This is a genomic window from Leptolyngbya sp. Cla-17 (assembly GCF_016807185.1).
GTDB lineage: Bacteria > Cyanobacteriota > Cyanobacteriia > Leptolyngbyales > Leptolyngbyaceae > ULC077BIN1.
In genome coordinates, this window is the sequence record NZ_JAEVYN010000002.1 from 2,876,400 (window position 1) to 2,894,920 (window position 18,521).

The window sequence follows — 18,521 nt, forward strand, 5'->3', positions numbered from 1 at the left end:
CGCTATCTGCTTAAAAGATACTCTCTAAAAGGCTTGACTGATGAGTTAAAGTCAAAGTGTGCAGCAGCTTTAAGGCAATTTTCACTCAACTCCTCATGCCTGTTATCAATATATTCCAGAGCTTGTAAAACTTCTTCTGTGGAAATATTTTTCAGTAAAAGACCTGTCTCGAACTCCTTGACGCTAATCAATCCAGGCAAACTAGACCCGATTACTGGAACTCCAGCGGCATAATAATTAAACAGCTTACCCGAAGGGACAGAAACGAAATTAAATCGAGTTGTATCGTCAGTACAGCTTAGATCATAGAAACAAAATCCTACATAAAACTGGGATAGATATTCGATTAGCTCATCCTGTTCAAGATAGCGATCGTCAATGATCACTTTTTTACTCTTTAACAGATCAGCATACTGAGTTTCTATCTGCTTTCTGTCATCACTCGAAATAGTGCCCTTGATCGTTAAAGAGATATCCTCAATATTCCGAATGGCTTCGATACAGTAATAAACTCCATTTCTAGCATTTGCATTACCCAAAAAGATCGCTTTTTTAGAGGTTATGTCTCTTTGCTTGATTAAAGATGGCTGATAAACGGGAGCATTTTGAATGAAAGAAGTTTTAATGTCTACATCGCCAAATAGATAATCATATCGTTCTTGAGTTTGAATAATGACTGACTCTATTAAACTCAAATCACATTGTTTAAATAACAGATCTGTAAATAGCTCCAAAGACATAAAGTGGCAATTACCAAAAGCTTTTTGAGCAATCCATAACCCTGCTGAATCGATCGCAATCACCTCATCAACCTTGCCAACATAGGCTTTTGTTCTTATAAAAAGAACTATGATTTTTGCTAGTTGATAAAATTTTGAAGCACCAAACGCATTAACTAACCAGGATTGCACTTTAGGAATCAAAGGATGAATTGGAATGAAATCAAACTGCTCTCCTGAAAGAGCAGAGTTTTTATAAGTGCCATCATCGATCGTTAAGACTTTAAAGTCAAAATCATCAGACGTTTCCTTAGTTAAGTTCAACAGTGTTGGGGTATACGCCAGCCACTCATTAGGAAAAATAACTAATACCTTCTTTTTCATCTCTATTTAGGCTCTACTTTGAAAATCTTAAAATAATTTTTTTTGCACTTTTACGGCATAGTCTAACTTTGCAGAGTAGAAAAATTGAAATATTTCAACTCTTTTAAAAAATGCATCAGAAAATAAATCTGACTAACTATTTTTAACTACTCAGTCAAAAAAATACCGCGAAACACAACTGAACTACTTAACCGTCTAATAAAGCAGTCTCACTTGTTCGACTACTTCATCCACTAGCTATTAATGTATAGCAACTTCTGACTCCACGCAGATCGTTCGATTTAGCAGCTTACTAAGTCTTCGCAGAAAAATTGTGGAAACTAAGCCTTTGTTAAAGAATTGGCGAAGTTTCCGATGACGGCGTTTGATCCCACAAAAATATTTTGTATTGTACAAGTTGTAAGATGAACTTTTAACTCTTTATAACGATCTAGATTTAATGAGCTATTGTACTGCTAAATAGTCAGATACAATTCCTCAAATTGTTAAGTTGACTACCCTATGCTAAAACTTGTGAGGCTTTCTAAACTATATGTTTACTGCCATCAGCAATACAGATATAGAACCTAAGCCGGGATTGGGGCTGACTGATTTCAATTCTCGCATCATCGTCTTCGATCTTTCAGTCTTGGGGCACCATGCCTCTTATATCAAACACTTACTCCGATATTGGATTGATCTGCAAGCACCAGGCGAATTAATCTTTATCGTCTCGCCTAAATTCCTTCAAGCACACTCAGATGTTGTGCAATTAGCCTCAGAAAGTCATGTAGAGGGCATTCAGTTTATTGCTATTACTGAAGAGGAGGAGGAGACACTTAACTCGCGAAAGACCAAATTTGACCGGGCATTTCGTAATCTACGGGAATGGAACTTACTTCAGAAGTATGCAGAGTCCATTGCTGCAACCCATTGTCTATTGATGTATTTGGATACTTGTGAACTACCCTTACTGATAGGCGCGAAGCTACCCTGTTCTTTCTCAGGAATTTATTTTCGACCCACCTTTCATTACAGTGATTTAAGTCAGTTCGTTCCATCGTGGAAAGAGCGGATGCAGCAGGTTCGAGAGAAACTATTTATTACCCGTACACTGCATCACCCAAAGCTGCAAACGCTGTTTTGTCTTGATCCCTTTGCTGTCGAATGTTTAAATTCTGGCTCTAAAAAGGCGATCGCAGTCTCTCTACCCGATCCCGTTGAACCGATCGTAATTTCAAACTCTGAACTAGAAAACTTCCGCAGCCAGCTAAATATTCAGCCCGATCGCCAGGTTTTTCTATTGTTTGGGTCATTTGAGGCAGAGCGCAAAGGCATCTATCAACTATTGGATGCATTGGCACTTTTACCCGCTAGTGTGTGTCAAAAAATTTGTATCCTGCTGGTTGGCAATGCGAACGTCGAAGAACAGGCTCGAATTCAGGTTCGCATTGATCATCTTTGCCAACATCAACCCGTTCAGATAGAAACGCGGTTTGAATTCATCCCAGATCCGGATGTTGAAAAATATTTTTTGGTGACAGATGTGGCGCTAGCGATTTATCAGCGGCATGTGGGGATGAGTGGTATTTTACTGTTGGCAGCAGCAGCCCAAAAGCCAGTGTTAAGTTCAAACTACGGTTTGATGGGAGAGCTAGTTAAGCGCCATCATCTCGGTTTAACAGTCGATTCAACCGCGCCTGAAGAAATTGCAACAGGGCTAACCCAGTTTTTGTCGGAATCTTCTCAATCATTTAGCGATCGCACAGAAATGAAAACATTTGTAGAGAAAAATTCAGCCCGATTGTTTGCCCAAACTATTTTTGAGCATATTCTCAAATAGTCATAATCACACTAGTTTAAGACTGAGTGATGACAAGCTAAACGTTAACTGCATTGATCAGCTTCAAAGGTATTTTATGGATGGGAATGAAAGTCTGCAAGTTGCCTGGTTGTTACCCGTTGCCTGGTTTTATTGGCAACCAGTTTTGAGCGAGTTCACTCGAATATTTCCTAAAACAACGGTATTCACAGGATTATTTCCTGGCTTTGCTAAAGGATATGAGGATTCTGTCAATATCGAGTTAGTGGGTGAAATGAAGGTCGTCGGGCTAACTAAATCTGAGACAGGGTACGGTGATAACTTCACCTACTTATCTCCCGCCATTATTGGACAATTGCTTAAGTTGAGACCCAATCTAGTTTTTACCAGTTCTTTTGGAATCTGGACTTTATTCGCAGTCTTATTAAAGCCAATTGGTGGATGGCGTTTAATCATCGCCTATGAAGGCAGTGCGCCGGGAGTTGATTATCGTAATTCTTGGTTGCGCTTAACCCTGCGACGCATCATGGTATCAGCAGCAGATGTTTGTATCACAAACAGCCATGCAGGCAAAGCCTATTTAACCGAATTTCTCAAAGCTCCAGCAGAAAGAGTGTTTGTTGAACCCTATGAAATTCCTGTATTAGATGCATTTTTGGCTGAAACATCAGATTCCAAGGTAGATTTCTCTTCATTAAAACATCCAACATTTTTGTTTGCGGGTCATGTGGTTCCTAGAAAAGGGCTTAAATGCCTGTTAGAAGCCTGTGCCATTTTGCAATCCCAGGGACACTCTAACTACACCCTGCTGGTGGTTGGAGATGGAACTCAACAAGAAGAACTTGAAGCATTCTGTGAACAAAATGATTTAATAGATTGCGTTCAATGGCGGGGAAGAGTTGACTATAAGGACATTGGATATTACTTTCAAGCGGCTGACATCTTTGTTTTGCCCACCCAAGAGGATACCTGGGGTGTTGTCGTGCTTGAAGCAATGTTGTTTGGCAAAGCTGTTTTGTGTTCTAAAGGCGCAGGCACTTCAGAGTTAATCGTTGATGGTGAGAATGGGTACACTTTTTCACCGGATGACTCAGAAGCACTAGCGAATCAGATGCTTCAGTTCATTACTGATCCCACTCTGTCTACGATAATGGGTGAGAAATCACAGCATATTATGTCGCAATATACTCCAGCCGCCGCCGCGAAAGTTTTAGCGAAGATTGCGGAAACTGCTTTGGCTTAACAAATCGGCTAGGCGAGAGACACTTCAAGAAAAACAATGAATAAGCGTAAAGTTGCCATATTGACACACGACATGGACGGGGGGGCATTTGCTAATCTGGCACACTCTTTGTCTCGTGGATTTGAAGAATTGGGTGTTACTTGTGACATCGTTGTCTTAAACGCTAGCGCTGATAATCGTCGTCGCTATCCAGACGTTAAGATTGTCTCTCTTGATGCCAAGCGAACCATTCTTTCTTTGCCTCAGACCGTCAAATATATCTGTGAACAACAACCTGATGTTATTTTTCCGATGCCCTGGTACTTTAATGTGATTGCAATTTGGGCAAAGGCTTTAGCCCGATCGCAGACAAAAATTGTGATTGGAGAACATAATATCGGGAGTTTAGAGGCAAAAATTGAACATCAAAATAACCCTCGAATTCGGTATGTTCTGCCAGTTCTAATGCGATATACCTATCCTTATGGCAATGGATTAATTGGAGTCTCAAAAGATACGATTTCTGATCTCGTCACTGAAATGAAGGTGCCGCTGTCTATTCCAATGCAGGCAGTCTCTAATCCCATTGATCCGGTTCGGATTGAGAAACTGGCTGAAGAACCTGCAAATCACCCGTGGTTTCAAGCAGGCAGTCCGCCAGTCATTTTGACCGTTGCCCGACTTGCCAAACAAAAGCAGCTTGATGGTTTAATTCGAGCCTTTGCTCAAGTCGTGAAACAGACCCCCGCTCGGCTGCTCATTTTAGGAGAAGGTGCATTACGGACTGATCTGGAAAAACTTTGCCAAAGTCTAGATGTGCAGCAATGGGTGGAGATGCCGGGGTTTGACCATAACCCCTATCGGTTTATGGCTCGGTGTGGTGTTTTTGTTTTAGCGTCTGCCTGGGAGGGCTGTCCGATCGCACTTCAGGAAGCGATGGCATGTGGTGCCGCTATTATCGTGAATGATGCGCCCGGTGGATCAAAGGATGTGGTGGATTATGGCAAATTTGGGATGATGGTGCCCAATGAAGATGTGGATGCTTTGGCAGCCGGAATTGTTCAAATTTTGAGTGATTCACATCTACAGCAGCATTATCAACAGCAAGCAAAGCAGCGATCTCAGGATTTTCACTACCTCAAAATTAGCAAACAATATCTTGAGTTCTATGAATCACTGTACCAGTTAGAGGGATAGGAACCATGAAGGTATTGCTATCTGCCTATGCCTGTGAACCGGGACGCGGCACAGAACCGGGAGTGGGTTGGAATACGGTCTGGGAAGTCGCCAAGCATTGTGAAGTGTGGGTGTTGACCCGCCCAGATGATGGACGCGAGGCGATCGAAGCAGAGCTAGCCCGTCACCCTCAGCCCAACCTCCACTTTATTTACTTCACCTTGCCGATCATTGGCGGCATTTGGAAACTAGGAGTGGGTGCCTTTCAGATTCACTACTACCTCTGGCAAATCCAGGCTTACTTTGTCGCTCGTAAACTCCATCGTGAAGTTGACTTCGATCTGGTTCATCACGTTACTTTCGTCAAATACTCTAACCCTAGCTTCTTATCCTTGTTGCCTATTCCCTTTCTTTGGGGACCCGTCGGCGGCGGTGAATCTGCGCCAATGGCATTTTCACAAGATTTTAGTCTGCGAGGCAAAATCTATGAAGCACTACGTAACGTTAGCCGTTGGCTAGGGGAACGCGATCCATTCACTCGGATGACAGCTCGACGAAGCTGCTTGACCAGAGCGACAACTGAGGAAACTCGACAACGCTTACTCAAAATCGGCGCAACGCCTGTAGAGGTTTATTCTCAAGTTGGATTGCTAACTGAAGAAATTGCTCGCCTCTCTCAATATTCGATCGCCGACAGCACCTCCATCAAATTTATCAGTATCGGTAGACTGTTGCATTGGAAAGGCTTCCACTTAAGTGTCCAAGCATTTGCCAAGGCTAATCTAGCCAATTCGGAATACTGGATCATTGGCGACGGTCCAGAACATCAACCACTGATCACGCTGGTAGAGAAATTAGGCGTTGCAGATCGGATCACCTTCTGGCAAGAACTCCCCCGTGACAAGGTCTTTCATCTGCTGTCAGAATGCCAGGTGCTAGTGCATCCTAGCCTGCATGAATCGGGAGGATTTGTTTGCTTGGAAGCGATGGCGGCAGGTCGTCCGGTGATTTGTTTTGATTTGGGTGGTCCAGCCGTTCAAGTGACAGACGCTACAGGGATTAAAATCCCCGCTGTAAATCCCCAACAAGCAGTAGAAGATTTGGCGATTGCCATGACTCAGCTTAATCAGAGTGGAGCAATGCGAATCCAGATGGCTCAGGCTGGACGAACGATGGTGAAAGAAAAGTTTGATTGGTCAGCAAAAGGACAACAACTGGTGCAGACTTATCAAACCATTTTAGATGAATCAATGAATTCAAAAAAAACTGATGATTCTGATGAGATTGCGGGTTGACTAAGGAAGTGCGATCGAACCCACTAAGAGCGCTGAACAATGGATAGGAGATCTTTAATGCGAGTTTTAATGGTTCACAATTACTATCAACAGCGAGGTGGAGAAGAAAGTATCTTTGAAACAGAGTCAACAATGTTGGAAGCCAAAGGGCATACCGTCGATTTATATAGTCTTCATAATGATGATATTGCAGGTGCTAATCCTCTTGTTCTTGCTGCTAAAACCCTTTGGAACCAGAAAGTTTATCAGGAGCTACGACAAACGATTCGCAAAACTCGCCCTGAAATTGTCCATTTTCACAACACTTTCCCCCTCATTTCTCCCGCTGCTTACTATGCTGCACAAGCAGAAGGCGTGCCAGTCGTTCAAACACTCCATAACTATCGATTACTCTGCCCTAATGGTTTATTTTTTCGGGAAGGTAAGGTGTGCGAGGATTGCTTAGGCAAAGCTATTCCACTACCCGGCGTGATTCATGGCTGTTACCGAAACAGTCGGGTTGCTAGTGCGGGAGTCGCTGCCATGCTCAGTTTGCACACATTTCTCAAAACATGGTCAAAAGCAGTCGATGTCTTCATCGCCTACAGCCAGTTTGCCAGGAATAAATTTGTGGAAGGCGGAATTCCCCGCGAAAAATTAGCATTTAAAACCAATTCTCTCCATCCAGCACCGGATGTAGGTCAGGGACAGGGAAACTATGCCTTGTTTGTTGGGCGGCTCTCAACAGAGAAGGGGTTAGGAGTGATGCTAGATGCTTGGGAGCAACTAGGGCAAAAAATTCCATTAAAAGTTGTGGGAGACGGTCCCATGGCACCCCTTGTGCAAGCGGCTCAAGCACGGGTTCCCAACTTAGAATGGGTAGGACGTAAGCCCTTGGAAGAAGTTTACCAACTTATGGGAGAAGCATCCTTTTTGGTTTTCCCTTCGGAATGGTATGAAACGTTTGGACGGGTCGCAATGGAAGCGTTTGCCACAGGCACGCCTGTGATTGCCGCCAACATTGGAGCGATTTCAGAATTAATCACTCCTTACCAGACAGGTCTGCACTTTAAAGCAAGCGATTCTCAGGATCTCGTTACCCAGGTTGAATGGGCGTTGAGCCATCCTCAAGAAATGTTGCAAATGCGGCAAACAGTCAGGGCTGAGTTTGAAATGAAATATACACCCGATAAAAACTATCGACGATTGATGGAAATTTACACCTCTATCTTGCGCGAACCTCAAAAACAATCTGAAATCGCTTCTTCGATAAATTAATAAATCAATCAACTTAAGTCAATCAACTATTTCCTATTATGAACAGCAACGAACGTGAACAGTACGAACAACAGGGTTATGTAATTTTTAAAAATTTAATTCCAGGCTCCTTAATTCAAAGTGTTTTAACTCATTATCACCAAGATATTGTAGAGTCTTCTCGTCCTTTCTTTCGGCAAAGTACTTACTCTTACTCTAAAAATGAACTGACTGAATTTGGTTATGTCAAGGAATCTTTTTTAGATATTCACGACTATCACAACTACCCTGAATTTAGCCAACATGTTCGTAGTATTGTGTGTAGTGCTGAAATTCAGTCTGCTTTGAAACAGATATTTGATAATGAGTCTTTTAATCTTGTACAAAGCATGATGTTTGATGCCAATACAGGTACATTTCCTCATCAAGAATGGTGGTATTTGGATACCATTCCCAATGGTCATTTAACGATCGCTTGGATTGCACTGGAAGATATTGATGAACGAGCAGGCAGATTTTACGTGATTCCAACTGATGCAGACAATTTAGACTTTCACAGCGATCGCCCAGGCATCTCGCATGAAGAGTGGTTGAAACGGATCAAAAACTATGTGGATTCCCATCCAGAAAAGATTGATGCGCCGGCTCTTAAGCAAGGGGATGTTCTACTACTAAACTCTAGAACTATTCATGGTTCATTACCAACAATTGACCCAACTTTTTCAAGAAAATCAATCACGGCTCATTATATTCCGGCCCATTATCAGTTTGGAAATTTATTCAAGCAAAAACCAATTGCTTATAAAAAGATGGATGATGTTCTTTGCTACAGTGCTCATCCAGAATATTCACTCTTGAATCAACTTAACTTTAAGGCAAATTGGTTTCTTCGTAGCTCTAAACTACTCAAGCCTATCCGTGAGCTAAAGGCATCACTGCTTCAGGCTAGTGGTAGGTCTGAGAAGTGAAAATTTTTATTTGGTTTATAAAGATTTTAAGCTTGGCAAAGTCTATTTTTACTCTATGAATCAAAGAACTATTAATCCAAAACTTATGACTTCTACAGATCAGGGTAATCGTATCTTTTTTTTGGATCTTCTAAAAGCAGTGAATATCAGTATTGTAGTTTTTTTTCATGCACTTTTTTTACCGATCGATACTTACTTTTCGGTTGCTATTCCAGAGCTTATTCTCTCTTGTCCTTTAAGATTTTGTGTGCCACTTCTATTGATTATTTCTTTCTTTCTACTTGAAAGAGACTTGAATAAATCCAAAACTATCTCTCCTTGGATAATTTGTAAGAAAAGATTAGTGCGTATTGCGATTCCCACAGCATTTTGGTTTGGCTTGACTGCTTTTCTAAATTTACTGAAAGGAAACTCATTAAACAAAATTGCACTTGAAATCCTAACCGGAAATATTTTTATTGGAGCTTACTTTTTACTGATATTACTCCAGCTAATCCCAATTTTTGTATTAACTCGTGTCTGGTTTCAGAAGACTAGAAATGTTTTGATTATAGTTGGATTACAGATAGCGATATTCGTTGCTATTAAAGTTTGGGCACATAGCAATGGAATTTTTGGCAATGCTGCGGTCTATATGTTAAGTCAGATTGATCGTCCATTTATTATTTACTGGTTTGTCTACTTGCCTTTGGGATATTTCTTATATCACCATCATGAATCACTATTAAAATTATCATCTTCAATAGCTTTCAAATATAAAATAGGTGCTTTTTTTACGATTAGCTTTCTACTCTTACTAGAATACGCCCATCTTATTCCAAATATTGGAAGTCATTTTTACACGTTTGAATATGCGTTGATTGCTTGTATTGGCAGCGCTCTTATCGTATTTTTCTGTGCTTGCTCAATTCAATCAAACCAAATTAGTCCAATCCTATTACCAACTATTTATTTACTTTCTAGATATAGCTTAGGTATTTTTTGTATTAATGGCATTCTTAGTCAAGTATTTTCGATCGCAGGTCATTCTATTTTTAAGGGTGAAACATTTGGTCTACCAGAAGTTATTGCATTTAGATTAATCGGCTGGATTATTTTGCTATTTATTTCGTTGGGTGTGGCTGTTCAGATCGATCGGTTTGGCTTCAAAGCTCTTGTACGTTAGAACATCAGCAAATTAAGTCTTTTATCAATAGGTTTTTTTATGTCATCCAATGAAGTGTTGCTTGTAACAGCGTCTATCAATATAAAAGCTACTCCCTATGTATCTATTACGGATAAGGAAGAAAGATTACTTCAATATTTAATTGGTTTGGTTTCCTGGATCAAGCTAACTAATATTAAAACAATTGTTTTTTGTGAAAATACGAATACTCCTTATGATTTTTCAAAGATTATTGAATTTGCAAGTAGTCAGGGAAAAATACTAGAAGTCATTCTTTTTCAAGGCAATGATGGTGCCCAAAAATATGGCAAAGGATATGGAGAGGGCAAAATTGTTGAGTATGCCCTTGAAAATAGCCAATATTTAAGGGATTCAGTTGATTTTTATAAGATCACAGGACGGCTTTTTATTCCTGAGTTTAATAAAATTCAGCAACTTCATCGAGAAATTTCTAATGTTTTCAAAATACCTGCCTTTACGCCTGAGGATGACCCCTGGTTTGGAATTGAGCAGATTCAACCTAAAACTCCAACTCAACATATAAGAGTGATCGCTCGTTTTTTATATGTGTACTTTGGCAGAGGAAGGGGACGTGGTCCACACAATTATCAGAATCATGTTTCGACAGTTTTTTACAAATCAAACGTTAAGTTTTTCAGAAAAAATTTAGTTCGTGCTTATAAACGAGTGAATGACCACAAGAGCTATGCCCTTGAGCACACTTTTTATGAAAATTTAACTAAAAAAGACTTTAGTCCTTTTTTGGCTGACTACACTATTGTTGGTAAGAGTGGTGCTTCAGGAAAATTATATTCTGAGCAGGATTCTGAGCCGGAAATTAAGGCGATCGCCAAGACTTTTTGTTGACTAGTATCAAAAAAATCAGAATAAATTTAGATAAGCTATAGAAAAATTTATTACTGCTCAATTGATGAGCCATCTAGATACAGCATTTCTCGATTTGCTGAGGTGCATCGTAATTCCTTGACTACCTTGACTCCCTGAATGTGGTTGCACTTCACTGGCTTGAGAATTGCTATAAGAGATTCAAGCTTATTTTTTTCCAAGTTGCTAAATTATTTTTTATTTTGATAGTCCGTTTCTTACCTTAAACATCGTGAACTTAGAAGTAAATCCTACAAAATACGAACCGAAAGAACGTACAAAAGGCTTTGTTGATAGCTCAACATTGGCTCTATTGGCATTTTGTAGCGGTTTTCTTTCTAGATGTCTCAGTGCATTAAAGATTCCGGGAGCTATTAATCTACTTCACATCTTTGCAATTCCATTTGTTTGTGGAATTGTAGTGGTTAAAGTTCGGACAAAAGACCCAAAGCAAATTGCGATGTCTCAGGCACTTTTACTGGGTCTTTTTCTATTCTTAATCGTCGTTTTTGTTAGCGCTCTAATCAATGATGCCGGAGTTATTAATGCTGTCATGGGATTTGTGCTGTTAGCAGAGCCATTTATGCTTTTGCTGACCATCGTTAGCTTGCCGCTCACATTTGAACGGTATACTTGGTTCCGAACATGGATACTGAGATTCTGTTTTTTTCATACCTTTCTAGCTTTTGTTCAGAATTATGCTCTCAGGCTTTACCGCCTTGATGGTAAGGAAGATAATATTCAAGGGATCTTTTACCGTTCAGGTGCAGGTCATGTAGTTGGAGCATCAGTTGCACTGACCTTTGGGCTTTATTTCCTGTTAACTTCCAAGCAGCCGCTTTGGGTTCGTGGATTGGTTTTTCTTGCAACCTTCTGGCACCTGCTTTTGGCAGATGCAAAGCAGGTGCTTCTATGTTTTATGTTGGCAGGTGGATTGCTTTTACTTACAAAGTTGAAAAACGTTGTTGAGGCAATCAAATTTACTGTAATCGGATTGATCGGCGTTATTATTCTGGTTTGGTGTGTTCAGAATGTGCCAGCATTTTCTGCTTTCAATACCTGGGTTAGACCTGAAATTTATGGTCCTGACGGTGAGGCAACTCGATTAAAGATGGCTACGTTTCGGATTGTTCCTCAATATTTTCATTCTCCGCTCAACTGGTGGTTTGGTTTGGGTCCAGGGCATACCGTCGGTCGTTTAGGCGGGTGGATGTTAGATTCTTATTGGGATTTATTGGCACCATTAGGGGCAACTAAATCTCAAGTGAGCGGAGCAATTTGGACAGTCACTGGGGCAAGTTGGTTGGGAGATCAATCGAGTATGTTCTCGCCAATGTTTGGGTGGGCTGGCATTTGGGGAGACTACGGTCCTGTTGGGCTATTTGCCTATCTTTTTCTCGTTTGTATAACCTGGTTCTATGTTGCTCAAGATGACTTTTCTAAGTATTTAATGCTGTGCGTATTTTCATTTGGATTAGTTTTTTCGCAAATGGAAGAACCTGGTTATATGCTTTTCATTGCGATGCTTATTGGATTACGATGGCATGAAATGAAGTATGAGAAGAAGTTCAAATCATTAAAACTAAAAACGTGACTTTTTTATCCTAAAAAGAGTGCGGATAGCAGAGTTAAAAAATGAGTGTGATTCAAGGAAATGTAAAGGTGGCATGCTGACAGCATTAAGGCTCCGAGCTGACTGCCTGACACATCTTAGTAAATGACAGGGGGTCGAGTAGAGAGGGTTCCTCCAATGTTTAGGCTTGCTTTGTATTCCCCGTTGCTCTCCCCTTTCGGAATACGAGAGTGTCACACGATTTAGCCTTGCATCGTTGGAAACCTCCCCCTCACAGAAGCCTGCCTGCGGTTTTCCCGCACAAGCCTCTTCATTGAGCCATTCACCTGCTCTAATAAAGCGACACTAAGCGACCAGGTCTGGGGAGAGGATGCCACGCCAGATAGCGTAGAAAGCTCTCCCAGCGAAAGCTACGTCGTTGACTCCGTCGATTCAGCCATTTGAAGACCAGCTTGTGAACTGCGTCTTCAAAGTGGTAGAGCGCATGACCGTTGTCGGTGACCCCAAAGTAGTTGAAGTGTCCGCGCAGCTTTTGCCCGATTGCTTGCCATAGCTGAGGCAGCTTATGAGCATTGCGTTTTTGCTGCAACCATTGATTGAGGGTGACTAACGCACGGCGAAATCGTTTCTTTGAAGTCTTGCGCTTTAATCGGGCTTTTCCGTTGCGACTCTTGCCCCAGTAATGGGTGAACCCCAGAAAATCAAAGCTGGGGAATTTTCTCCCGTACTTGAGGGCTAGACCCGCTTGCCGCTTGCCGCAGGGAAGAAGTTGGGTTTTCTCCTCATTGAGGCGCAAGCCGAACTTCTCCAATCGCTTGGGCAGAACCCGCATGAATCGTCGAGCATCGTCCTCGAACTCAAACAAGGCAATGCTATCGTCCGCATACCGGATCAGAGCGCAGTAGCCTCGGCAGTGCTGGCGCACAATGGTGGTAAACCACTGATCTAGCACAAAATCCAAGAACACATTTGCAATGACGGGGGAGACTATCGAGCCTTGCGGGCTACCCAATTCATCCTGTACTACGCCGCCTAGGGTTTGGACTCCGGCTTTGAGCATTCGCGCAATCACCTGTAGGAATCTTCTATCCCGAATCCGCAGGGCTAATACCTTGAGGATTTCCTGGTGCGGCATGGTGTCGAAGAATTGAGCCAGGTCTAGGTCTGCAATCCACCCAACGGGTTGCCCCATGACCTCCTGATGCAGTTGCCGCAGGGCATCATGACATCCTTTATGGGGTCGAAACCCATAGGAGTTACTGAGGAATACCGGTTCGTAAATTGATTCTAAGACCCGACGAGTCATCTCCTGAACGATTTTGTCTTCAACGCAACTAATTCCCAGAGGGCGCAAGCTGCCATCTTCTTTGGGAATCTCGACTCGTCGTACCGCTTGGGGTCGATACGACATCTGGTTCAGTTTCCGGTGCAACCCCTGTAGATTTTCCTCCAGGTTCTGTCCGTACTCCGTTTTCGTCACTCCATCGATTCCAGGCGCTTTGTTGTCTAGCGACTGAAAGCAGGCTCGCAGATTCTCCACACTATAGTGGTGTATCAGGGCACTGAAGACAGTCCCTGGTTCTCTGTGAGCCCGTTCGGCTATCCGCTCGATTCCTGTTGTCACCATACTTCCACCTCTGAGTGTGGTTGATGTTGCCTTCGAGTGTTCGACCCAATGTGTCCCCCTTCGCTCCGTGGGCGTTACCCCACTTCTTCACTACTATGGGGACATCCGACTTCCCATGAATCGTTGAGCGTTCTTCCGGTTTGCCGGTTGTGCGGCTCTACCCCCCGATGGAGGAGTTCATGGGACCTCCCGAGTTCCCGACTCTACCTTGATGACGTGCTACGGTCTCCGACCCCGGTGGACCCTCCAGAACCCTGGCAGTTGGCTCTGTTGGTTTTGCCTTCCACAACACGAACTGTGTCGGCATCCACGTGTATGTCTAATTTCGGGGCTCAATCCCTTCACGCTTTCGCATTGCAGCCCATCATCTCCCTGTGTACGCTTCACTGTCCTCGTTGCCGATGACAGCGCAACACTCGGTACTTGGTGCCTTGCCAAGGCTTCCCTGACCAGGTTCTTCCCCTGGTTGGCAGAGCCGAGCTTCGCTCGGCGCACTCGTCTTCTAGACCTGTGGATAGCTCTAAACCAGCAAGCCAAATTCATAGCGATTGATGAACAGTCCAATGACCACATCGTGTAACCAGATGGACTTAGAAAAGCAAATGGTTTTGCGAGCTAAGCGTTTAATTCTTGTGCGTAACGTTAGATGCTTACGTTCAATCGTTTGGGTGTAGGTTTGCCAACCGTGTGCAATGCCGGGTCAAGATGACGTTCATAAGCACCCCAGCCATCCGTGTAGAACTGCATAATCCCAAATGGCTCCAACAATGACTTGAGTTCGAGAAAAGCCGTGTCTTGATGGTTCGACAAGACATACGCCAATACTTCGCCTGTTGCATGGTCAATCGCGTGCCACAACCAACGTTGCTGTTGCTTGGAGTGGACAAAACTCCACATCTCATCCGCTTCAGCCTCAACATCCTGCCATTGGCACAGCTTGACGATGGTTTGAATCGGTTCAAGCTGGGCTAGACGAGCTTCATTGACTGCTTTGAGATGTCGATCTTTTTTTTAACTCCTCAATCACCGTAGTCGGACTAATCTTCAGAACTCGTGCGGTATCTCGGATGCCACTCCCGTTGACTGCCATATCAACAATCTGCTGTTTGACTTCAGGTAAATGCCCAAGGGTAAGCATAGTCTCGAATGAAGGTGCTGCGACCGCACTCCGAATTGCGACATTTATACCGTTGCTTGCTCTCCTCAGAGCGCCCGTGCTTAACCACGTTATTGCTTCCACAGTCAGGACAAAGAACAGGTTCCAAAACCATGCTGTAACTTCAGGGGTAGACGTCTGCCTGTATTCTCGCATTCCCACAGGTCTAGAACACGACCTGGACACACAGTAATAATGAGTGATTACATCACAATTTATCTAAAAACGTTATTCGTAATTCAGAATTGCCTTGTAAAATTAGCTTAATTCAAGCACTGTTCACAATAGAAATCGCTGTACGCTAGAGGAATTTATGATTATTGCGATCGCAAATCAGAAGGGAGGCGTAGCGAAAACCACCTCGACGATCGCGTTAGCCGGATTGTTGGCAGAAGAGGGAAATTGTCTTGCTGTGGATTTTGACCCCCAAGGAAATTTAACAACGGGATTAGGAGTCAAAATTCAAAGAGGGCAACCAACAGCCTACGATGTTTTGACAGACGAATCTCAAGATATTAATGAAGCTTTAGTTGAAACCGCCTTCGGCATACACTTACTTCCAGCAGACGTATCCCTGGCGAAGGGAGAGAAAGAAATCTTGGGAGAGTTGGGGAGCACAAGCTTTCTCAAGCGCCAATTAATCCCGATGAAACAACGCTTTAACCACATCTTGATTGACTGTCCACCCAGTTTGGGGTTGTTAACCATCAATGCCTTGGCTGCCGCAGATGCTGTGCTAATTCCGGTACAATGCCAATTCTTTGCATTGGAAGGTCTACGACAGCTTTTAGAGACCATCAAAGGTATTCGGAATCGGGAAGTGAATCCCCAGTTACAGATTCTGGGAGTGTTGCCCACAATGGCGGAGAAAAATACCCTAACAACCCAAGATGCCTTAACTACCCTTAAGAGCATGGTACCAGGGGTCCAAATTTTCGAGCCAGTTCCTAAATCAGTCAAATTTGCTGAGTCGAATCTGGCACGGGAGCCAATCCATATTTACTCCAAAGATAGCAAACTTGTAAAACCCTATCGGGCAGTGGTGAAAGAACTAATGAGGCTGATGTAGTAATGACAAAGCGACGGCTTTCAATGGCTGATGAATTTTTAAACAAGACAGAAGAATTTTTAGATTTTGTTGGCGTGAATAGTGCTCAGCCTTTGTCCCAACTGGGGGATGAGGGACAAGAAGAGGTGTATCCAAGTAATCACTTGCTTGCGATCTCTCAAATTCAGCTTCCCGCTGGACAACCCCGCCGCTACTTTTCTACTAAAGCAATGGAGAGCCTAATTACCTCTGTTAGGCAGCATGGGATTCTACAACCGATGTTAGTCCGCCCAATGGCATCTGACACCTATGAATTAGTGGCAGGAGAGCGCCGTTATCGAGCAGCACAAGCAGTCGGTTTAACGGAAGTGCCTGTTGTAATTCGAGATTTGACATCGCAGGAAGCCATTCAAGTTGCCCTACTGGAAAACCTTCAGCGAGAAGACCTTAATCCAGTCGAAGAAACCGAGGCAATTCTGCAACTGCTATGTATTAACCTGAAATGCTCTCGTGAAGAGGTTGTTTCCCTTCTCAATCAAGTTGCTCATATCAAGAAACAAGGGGGCGAACTTACGAATAACGTTATTCGTGAGCAATGGGAGATTGTCGAACGATTGTTTAACATTGTTGGCAGACTGACTCCCGATAGCTTCCGCAGCAATCGCCTGCCGTTGCTGAACTTACCCGACAACATTCTTGAATCACTACGGCAAGGCAAGGTTGAATATACAAAAGCACGGGCGATCGCTCAACTCAAAGATGAAAACGAACGTCATAAGCTGCTAGAGAAAGTAGTTGAGGAAGAGCTATCCGTTCGAGAAATTCGTGACTATATCAATACTAACAAACCATCTCAACACCAGGATGAGCTACTCAACAGAGTAAATTTGGCATATAAAAAGATGAAACAGGTGAAGGTTTGGGAAGATTCTCAAAAACGTAAGCTGTTAGAAAAGCTAGTGCTTCAGCTAGAAAAACTCATAGAGTAAAACACTGGAAGACTGGAAGTGAACTTTTAATCTTCTACTTTAAACAACGATTGGAGACGATCTTGCTCCTCACGTAGCCATTGCTTTAACTTTGCTTCGGAAGGCAATGCCACCAAATAGCGCGAAACAAATAGTTGATTGTCCATTCCAGCGGTGGCAAAGTGAACCTCCTCAGCATCCTTTTCAGAACAAAGCAGAATTCCGACAGGCGGGTTTTCGTCTGGTAAAGTCACTTCTTGTTTAAGGTAGTTTAGGTAGAGATTCATTTGCCCAGCATATTCCGGCTGGAACTCTCCCAGCTTAAGGTCAATCGCAACTAAGCAGCGTAAACGGCGATGGTAAAACAGTAGATCTAGAAAGTAGTGTCGGTTAGCAACCGTAATGCGAAACTGACGCTCCATAAAGCAAAAATCTCGTCCCAACTCGTGGATAAAATGCTGCAAATGGTTTATCAATGCCTGTTCAAGATCGGATTCTGTATAAGCTGACTTTTCCTCTAATCCCAAAAATTCCAGGATATAAGGATCGCGCAAGACAGTAGTGGGTGTATCAATCAATCGCCCCTCCTGCGCCAATATCAAAACTGCGTCCTTGTCCTTTGACAAACCAGCTCGTTCATAGAGCATACTGCTAATCTGTCGCTTCAACTCTCGGATTGACCAACCGCTTTTCACGCATTCCAACTCGTAAAATGCTCGCTTTAAGGGGTCATCCATCCGGCAAAGTTCCATCAAACTTGACCAAGCGACATTGCGCACCAACCGTACGTAATATCGCTCGTCCTGCCAGGGAAATATCTGCATTGTATAAATCCGTGCTTCTAGAGAAGGAAAGCGGATCGTCCAATCATTCGAGTCTTCAATCACTGGGGGAACGCCAAGTCCAGACGTATTCGTTTCAGATTCCTCAGATAAGTCAGACAGTATCTGGCTTTTTGCTAGGGCATCCCCAGGAAAAGGAAATAAGTCAGACAGTGTTTGGCTTTTTGCCAATACAGGATAAGTCAGGGCAAATTTACGGAAATTTTTCAAGTTGCTGAGGGACAAACCCTCATAGCCGCGTTCTGTCAGATCAGCCGCAATACCTCTTAAAAGGGCTTCCCCATAGGTTGCTCGATCTTCACCATTTTGCTCATACTCAACAATATGTGCACCAATGAGCCAGTTCCGTAGAGTAAGGGCTTGGTTAACTGCCTTTGCGATCGCAGCTTGGGCTGAAGTATTAATTTGCCCAATTCCGTCCAGGAGGCGTTGATATTCCACTCTCAATCCCTCTTA

The 18,521-nt window shown here is 43.0% G+C and carries 14 protein-coding genes and 1 pseudogene; 11 read left to right on the forward strand and 4 right to left on the reverse strand.

Annotated elements, in window-relative coordinates:
• Positions 1–2: 2 nt before the first annotated feature.
• Positions 3–1,103, reverse strand: a complete 1,101-nt coding sequence (locus JOY44_RS24260) for a glycosyltransferase (protein ID WP_171575888.1) — start codon at positions 1,101–1,103, stop codon at positions 3–5.
• 532 nt (positions 1,104–1,635) lie between these two features.
• Here JOY44_RS24260 and JOY44_RS24265 point away from each other — a divergent pair.
• The 9 genes from JOY44_RS24265 to JOY44_RS24305 all read left to right on the forward strand — a co-directional run bounded on the left by JOY44_RS24265 (position 1,636) and on the right by JOY44_RS24305 (position 12,445).
• Positions 1,636–2,925, forward strand: coding sequence for a glycosyltransferase (locus JOY44_RS24265; protein WP_197985731.1), 1,290 nt, complete (start codon positions 1,636–1,638; stop codon positions 2,923–2,925).
• 76 nt (positions 2,926–3,001) lie between these two features.
• Positions 3,002–4,147, forward strand: a complete 1,146-nt coding sequence (locus JOY44_RS24270; RefSeq protein WP_171575889.1) for a glycosyltransferase family 4 protein — start codon at positions 3,002–3,004, stop codon at positions 4,145–4,147.
• Between the two features lie 36 nt (positions 4,148–4,183).
• Positions 4,184–5,323: a glycosyltransferase gene (locus JOY44_RS24275; RefSeq protein ID WP_171575890.1), complete on the forward strand. Its 1,140-nt coding sequence runs from the start codon at positions 4,184–4,186 to the stop codon at positions 5,321–5,323.
• Between the two features lie 5 nt (positions 5,324–5,328).
• Positions 5,329–6,597 carry a glycosyltransferase gene (locus tag JOY44_RS24280; RefSeq protein WP_171575891.1) on the forward strand — a complete coding sequence of 423 codons (1,269 nt, stop codon included), beginning with the start codon at positions 5,329–5,331 and terminating at the stop codon, positions 6,595–6,597.
• A gap of 57 nt (positions 6,598–6,654) precedes the next feature.
• On the forward strand, positions 6,655–7,854 hold the full coding sequence (locus JOY44_RS24285) for a glycosyltransferase family 4 protein (protein WP_171576237.1): 1,200 nt from the start codon (positions 6,655–6,657) through the stop codon (positions 7,852–7,854).
• 38 nt (positions 7,855–7,892) lie between these two features.
• A complete protein-coding gene (locus JOY44_RS24290; RefSeq protein ID WP_171575892.1) occupies positions 7,893–8,801 on the forward strand; it encodes a phytanoyl-CoA dioxygenase family protein in 909 nt (302 codons plus the stop codon).
• A gap of 55 nt (positions 8,802–8,856) precedes the next feature.
• Positions 8,857–9,966: an acyltransferase family protein gene (locus JOY44_RS24295; protein ID WP_203032115.1), complete on the forward strand. Its 1,110-nt coding sequence runs from the start codon at positions 8,857–8,859 to the stop codon at positions 9,964–9,966.
• Positions 9,967–10,005: 39 nt separating this feature from the next.
• The gene (locus JOY44_RS24300) at positions 10,006–10,833 is read left to right on the forward strand and encodes a hypothetical protein (RefSeq protein WP_171575894.1); all 828 of its coding nucleotides are present in this window, start codon (positions 10,006–10,008) and stop codon (positions 10,831–10,833) included.
• A 250-nt stretch (positions 10,834–11,083) separates the two neighbouring features.
• The gene (locus JOY44_RS24305) at positions 11,084–12,445 is read left to right on the forward strand and encodes a hypothetical protein (protein WP_171575895.1); all 1,362 of its coding nucleotides are present in this window, start codon (positions 11,084–11,086) and stop codon (positions 12,443–12,445) included.
• Between the two features lie 310 nt (positions 12,446–12,755).
• Here JOY44_RS24305 and ltrA read toward each other — a convergent pair whose 3' ends face one another.
• On the reverse strand, positions 12,756–14,051 hold the full coding sequence (gene ltrA / locus JOY44_RS24310) for a group II intron reverse transcriptase/maturase (protein WP_171574412.1): 1,296 nt from the start codon (positions 14,049–14,051) through the stop codon (positions 12,756–12,758).
• A gap of 520 nt (positions 14,052–14,571) precedes the next feature.
• Positions 14,572–15,322: pseudogene (locus tag JOY44_RS33045) on the reverse strand (IS1 family transposase).
• A gap of 198 nt (positions 15,323–15,520) precedes the next feature.
• Here JOY44_RS33045 and JOY44_RS24330 point away from each other — a divergent pair.
• Positions 15,521–16,276 (forward strand): ParA family protein, encoded by a 756-nt coding sequence (locus JOY44_RS24330; protein WP_171575896.1) that lies wholly within the window; start codon positions 15,521–15,523, stop codon positions 16,274–16,276.
• A 2-nt stretch (positions 16,277–16,278) separates the two neighbouring features.
• Positions 16,279–17,244, forward strand: a complete 966-nt coding sequence (locus JOY44_RS24335) for a ParB/RepB/Spo0J family partition protein (protein WP_171575897.1) — start codon at positions 16,279–16,281, stop codon at positions 17,242–17,244.
• 26 nt (positions 17,245–17,270) lie between these two features.
• On the opposite strand, the gene JOY44_RS24340 is transcribed toward JOY44_RS24335, so the two are convergent.
• Positions 17,271–18,506 carry a PDDEXK nuclease domain-containing protein gene (locus tag JOY44_RS24340; RefSeq protein WP_197985736.1) on the reverse strand — a complete coding sequence of 412 codons (1,236 nt, stop codon included), beginning with the start codon at positions 18,504–18,506 and terminating at the stop codon, positions 17,271–17,273.
• Positions 18,507–18,521: the final 15 nt, after the last annotated feature.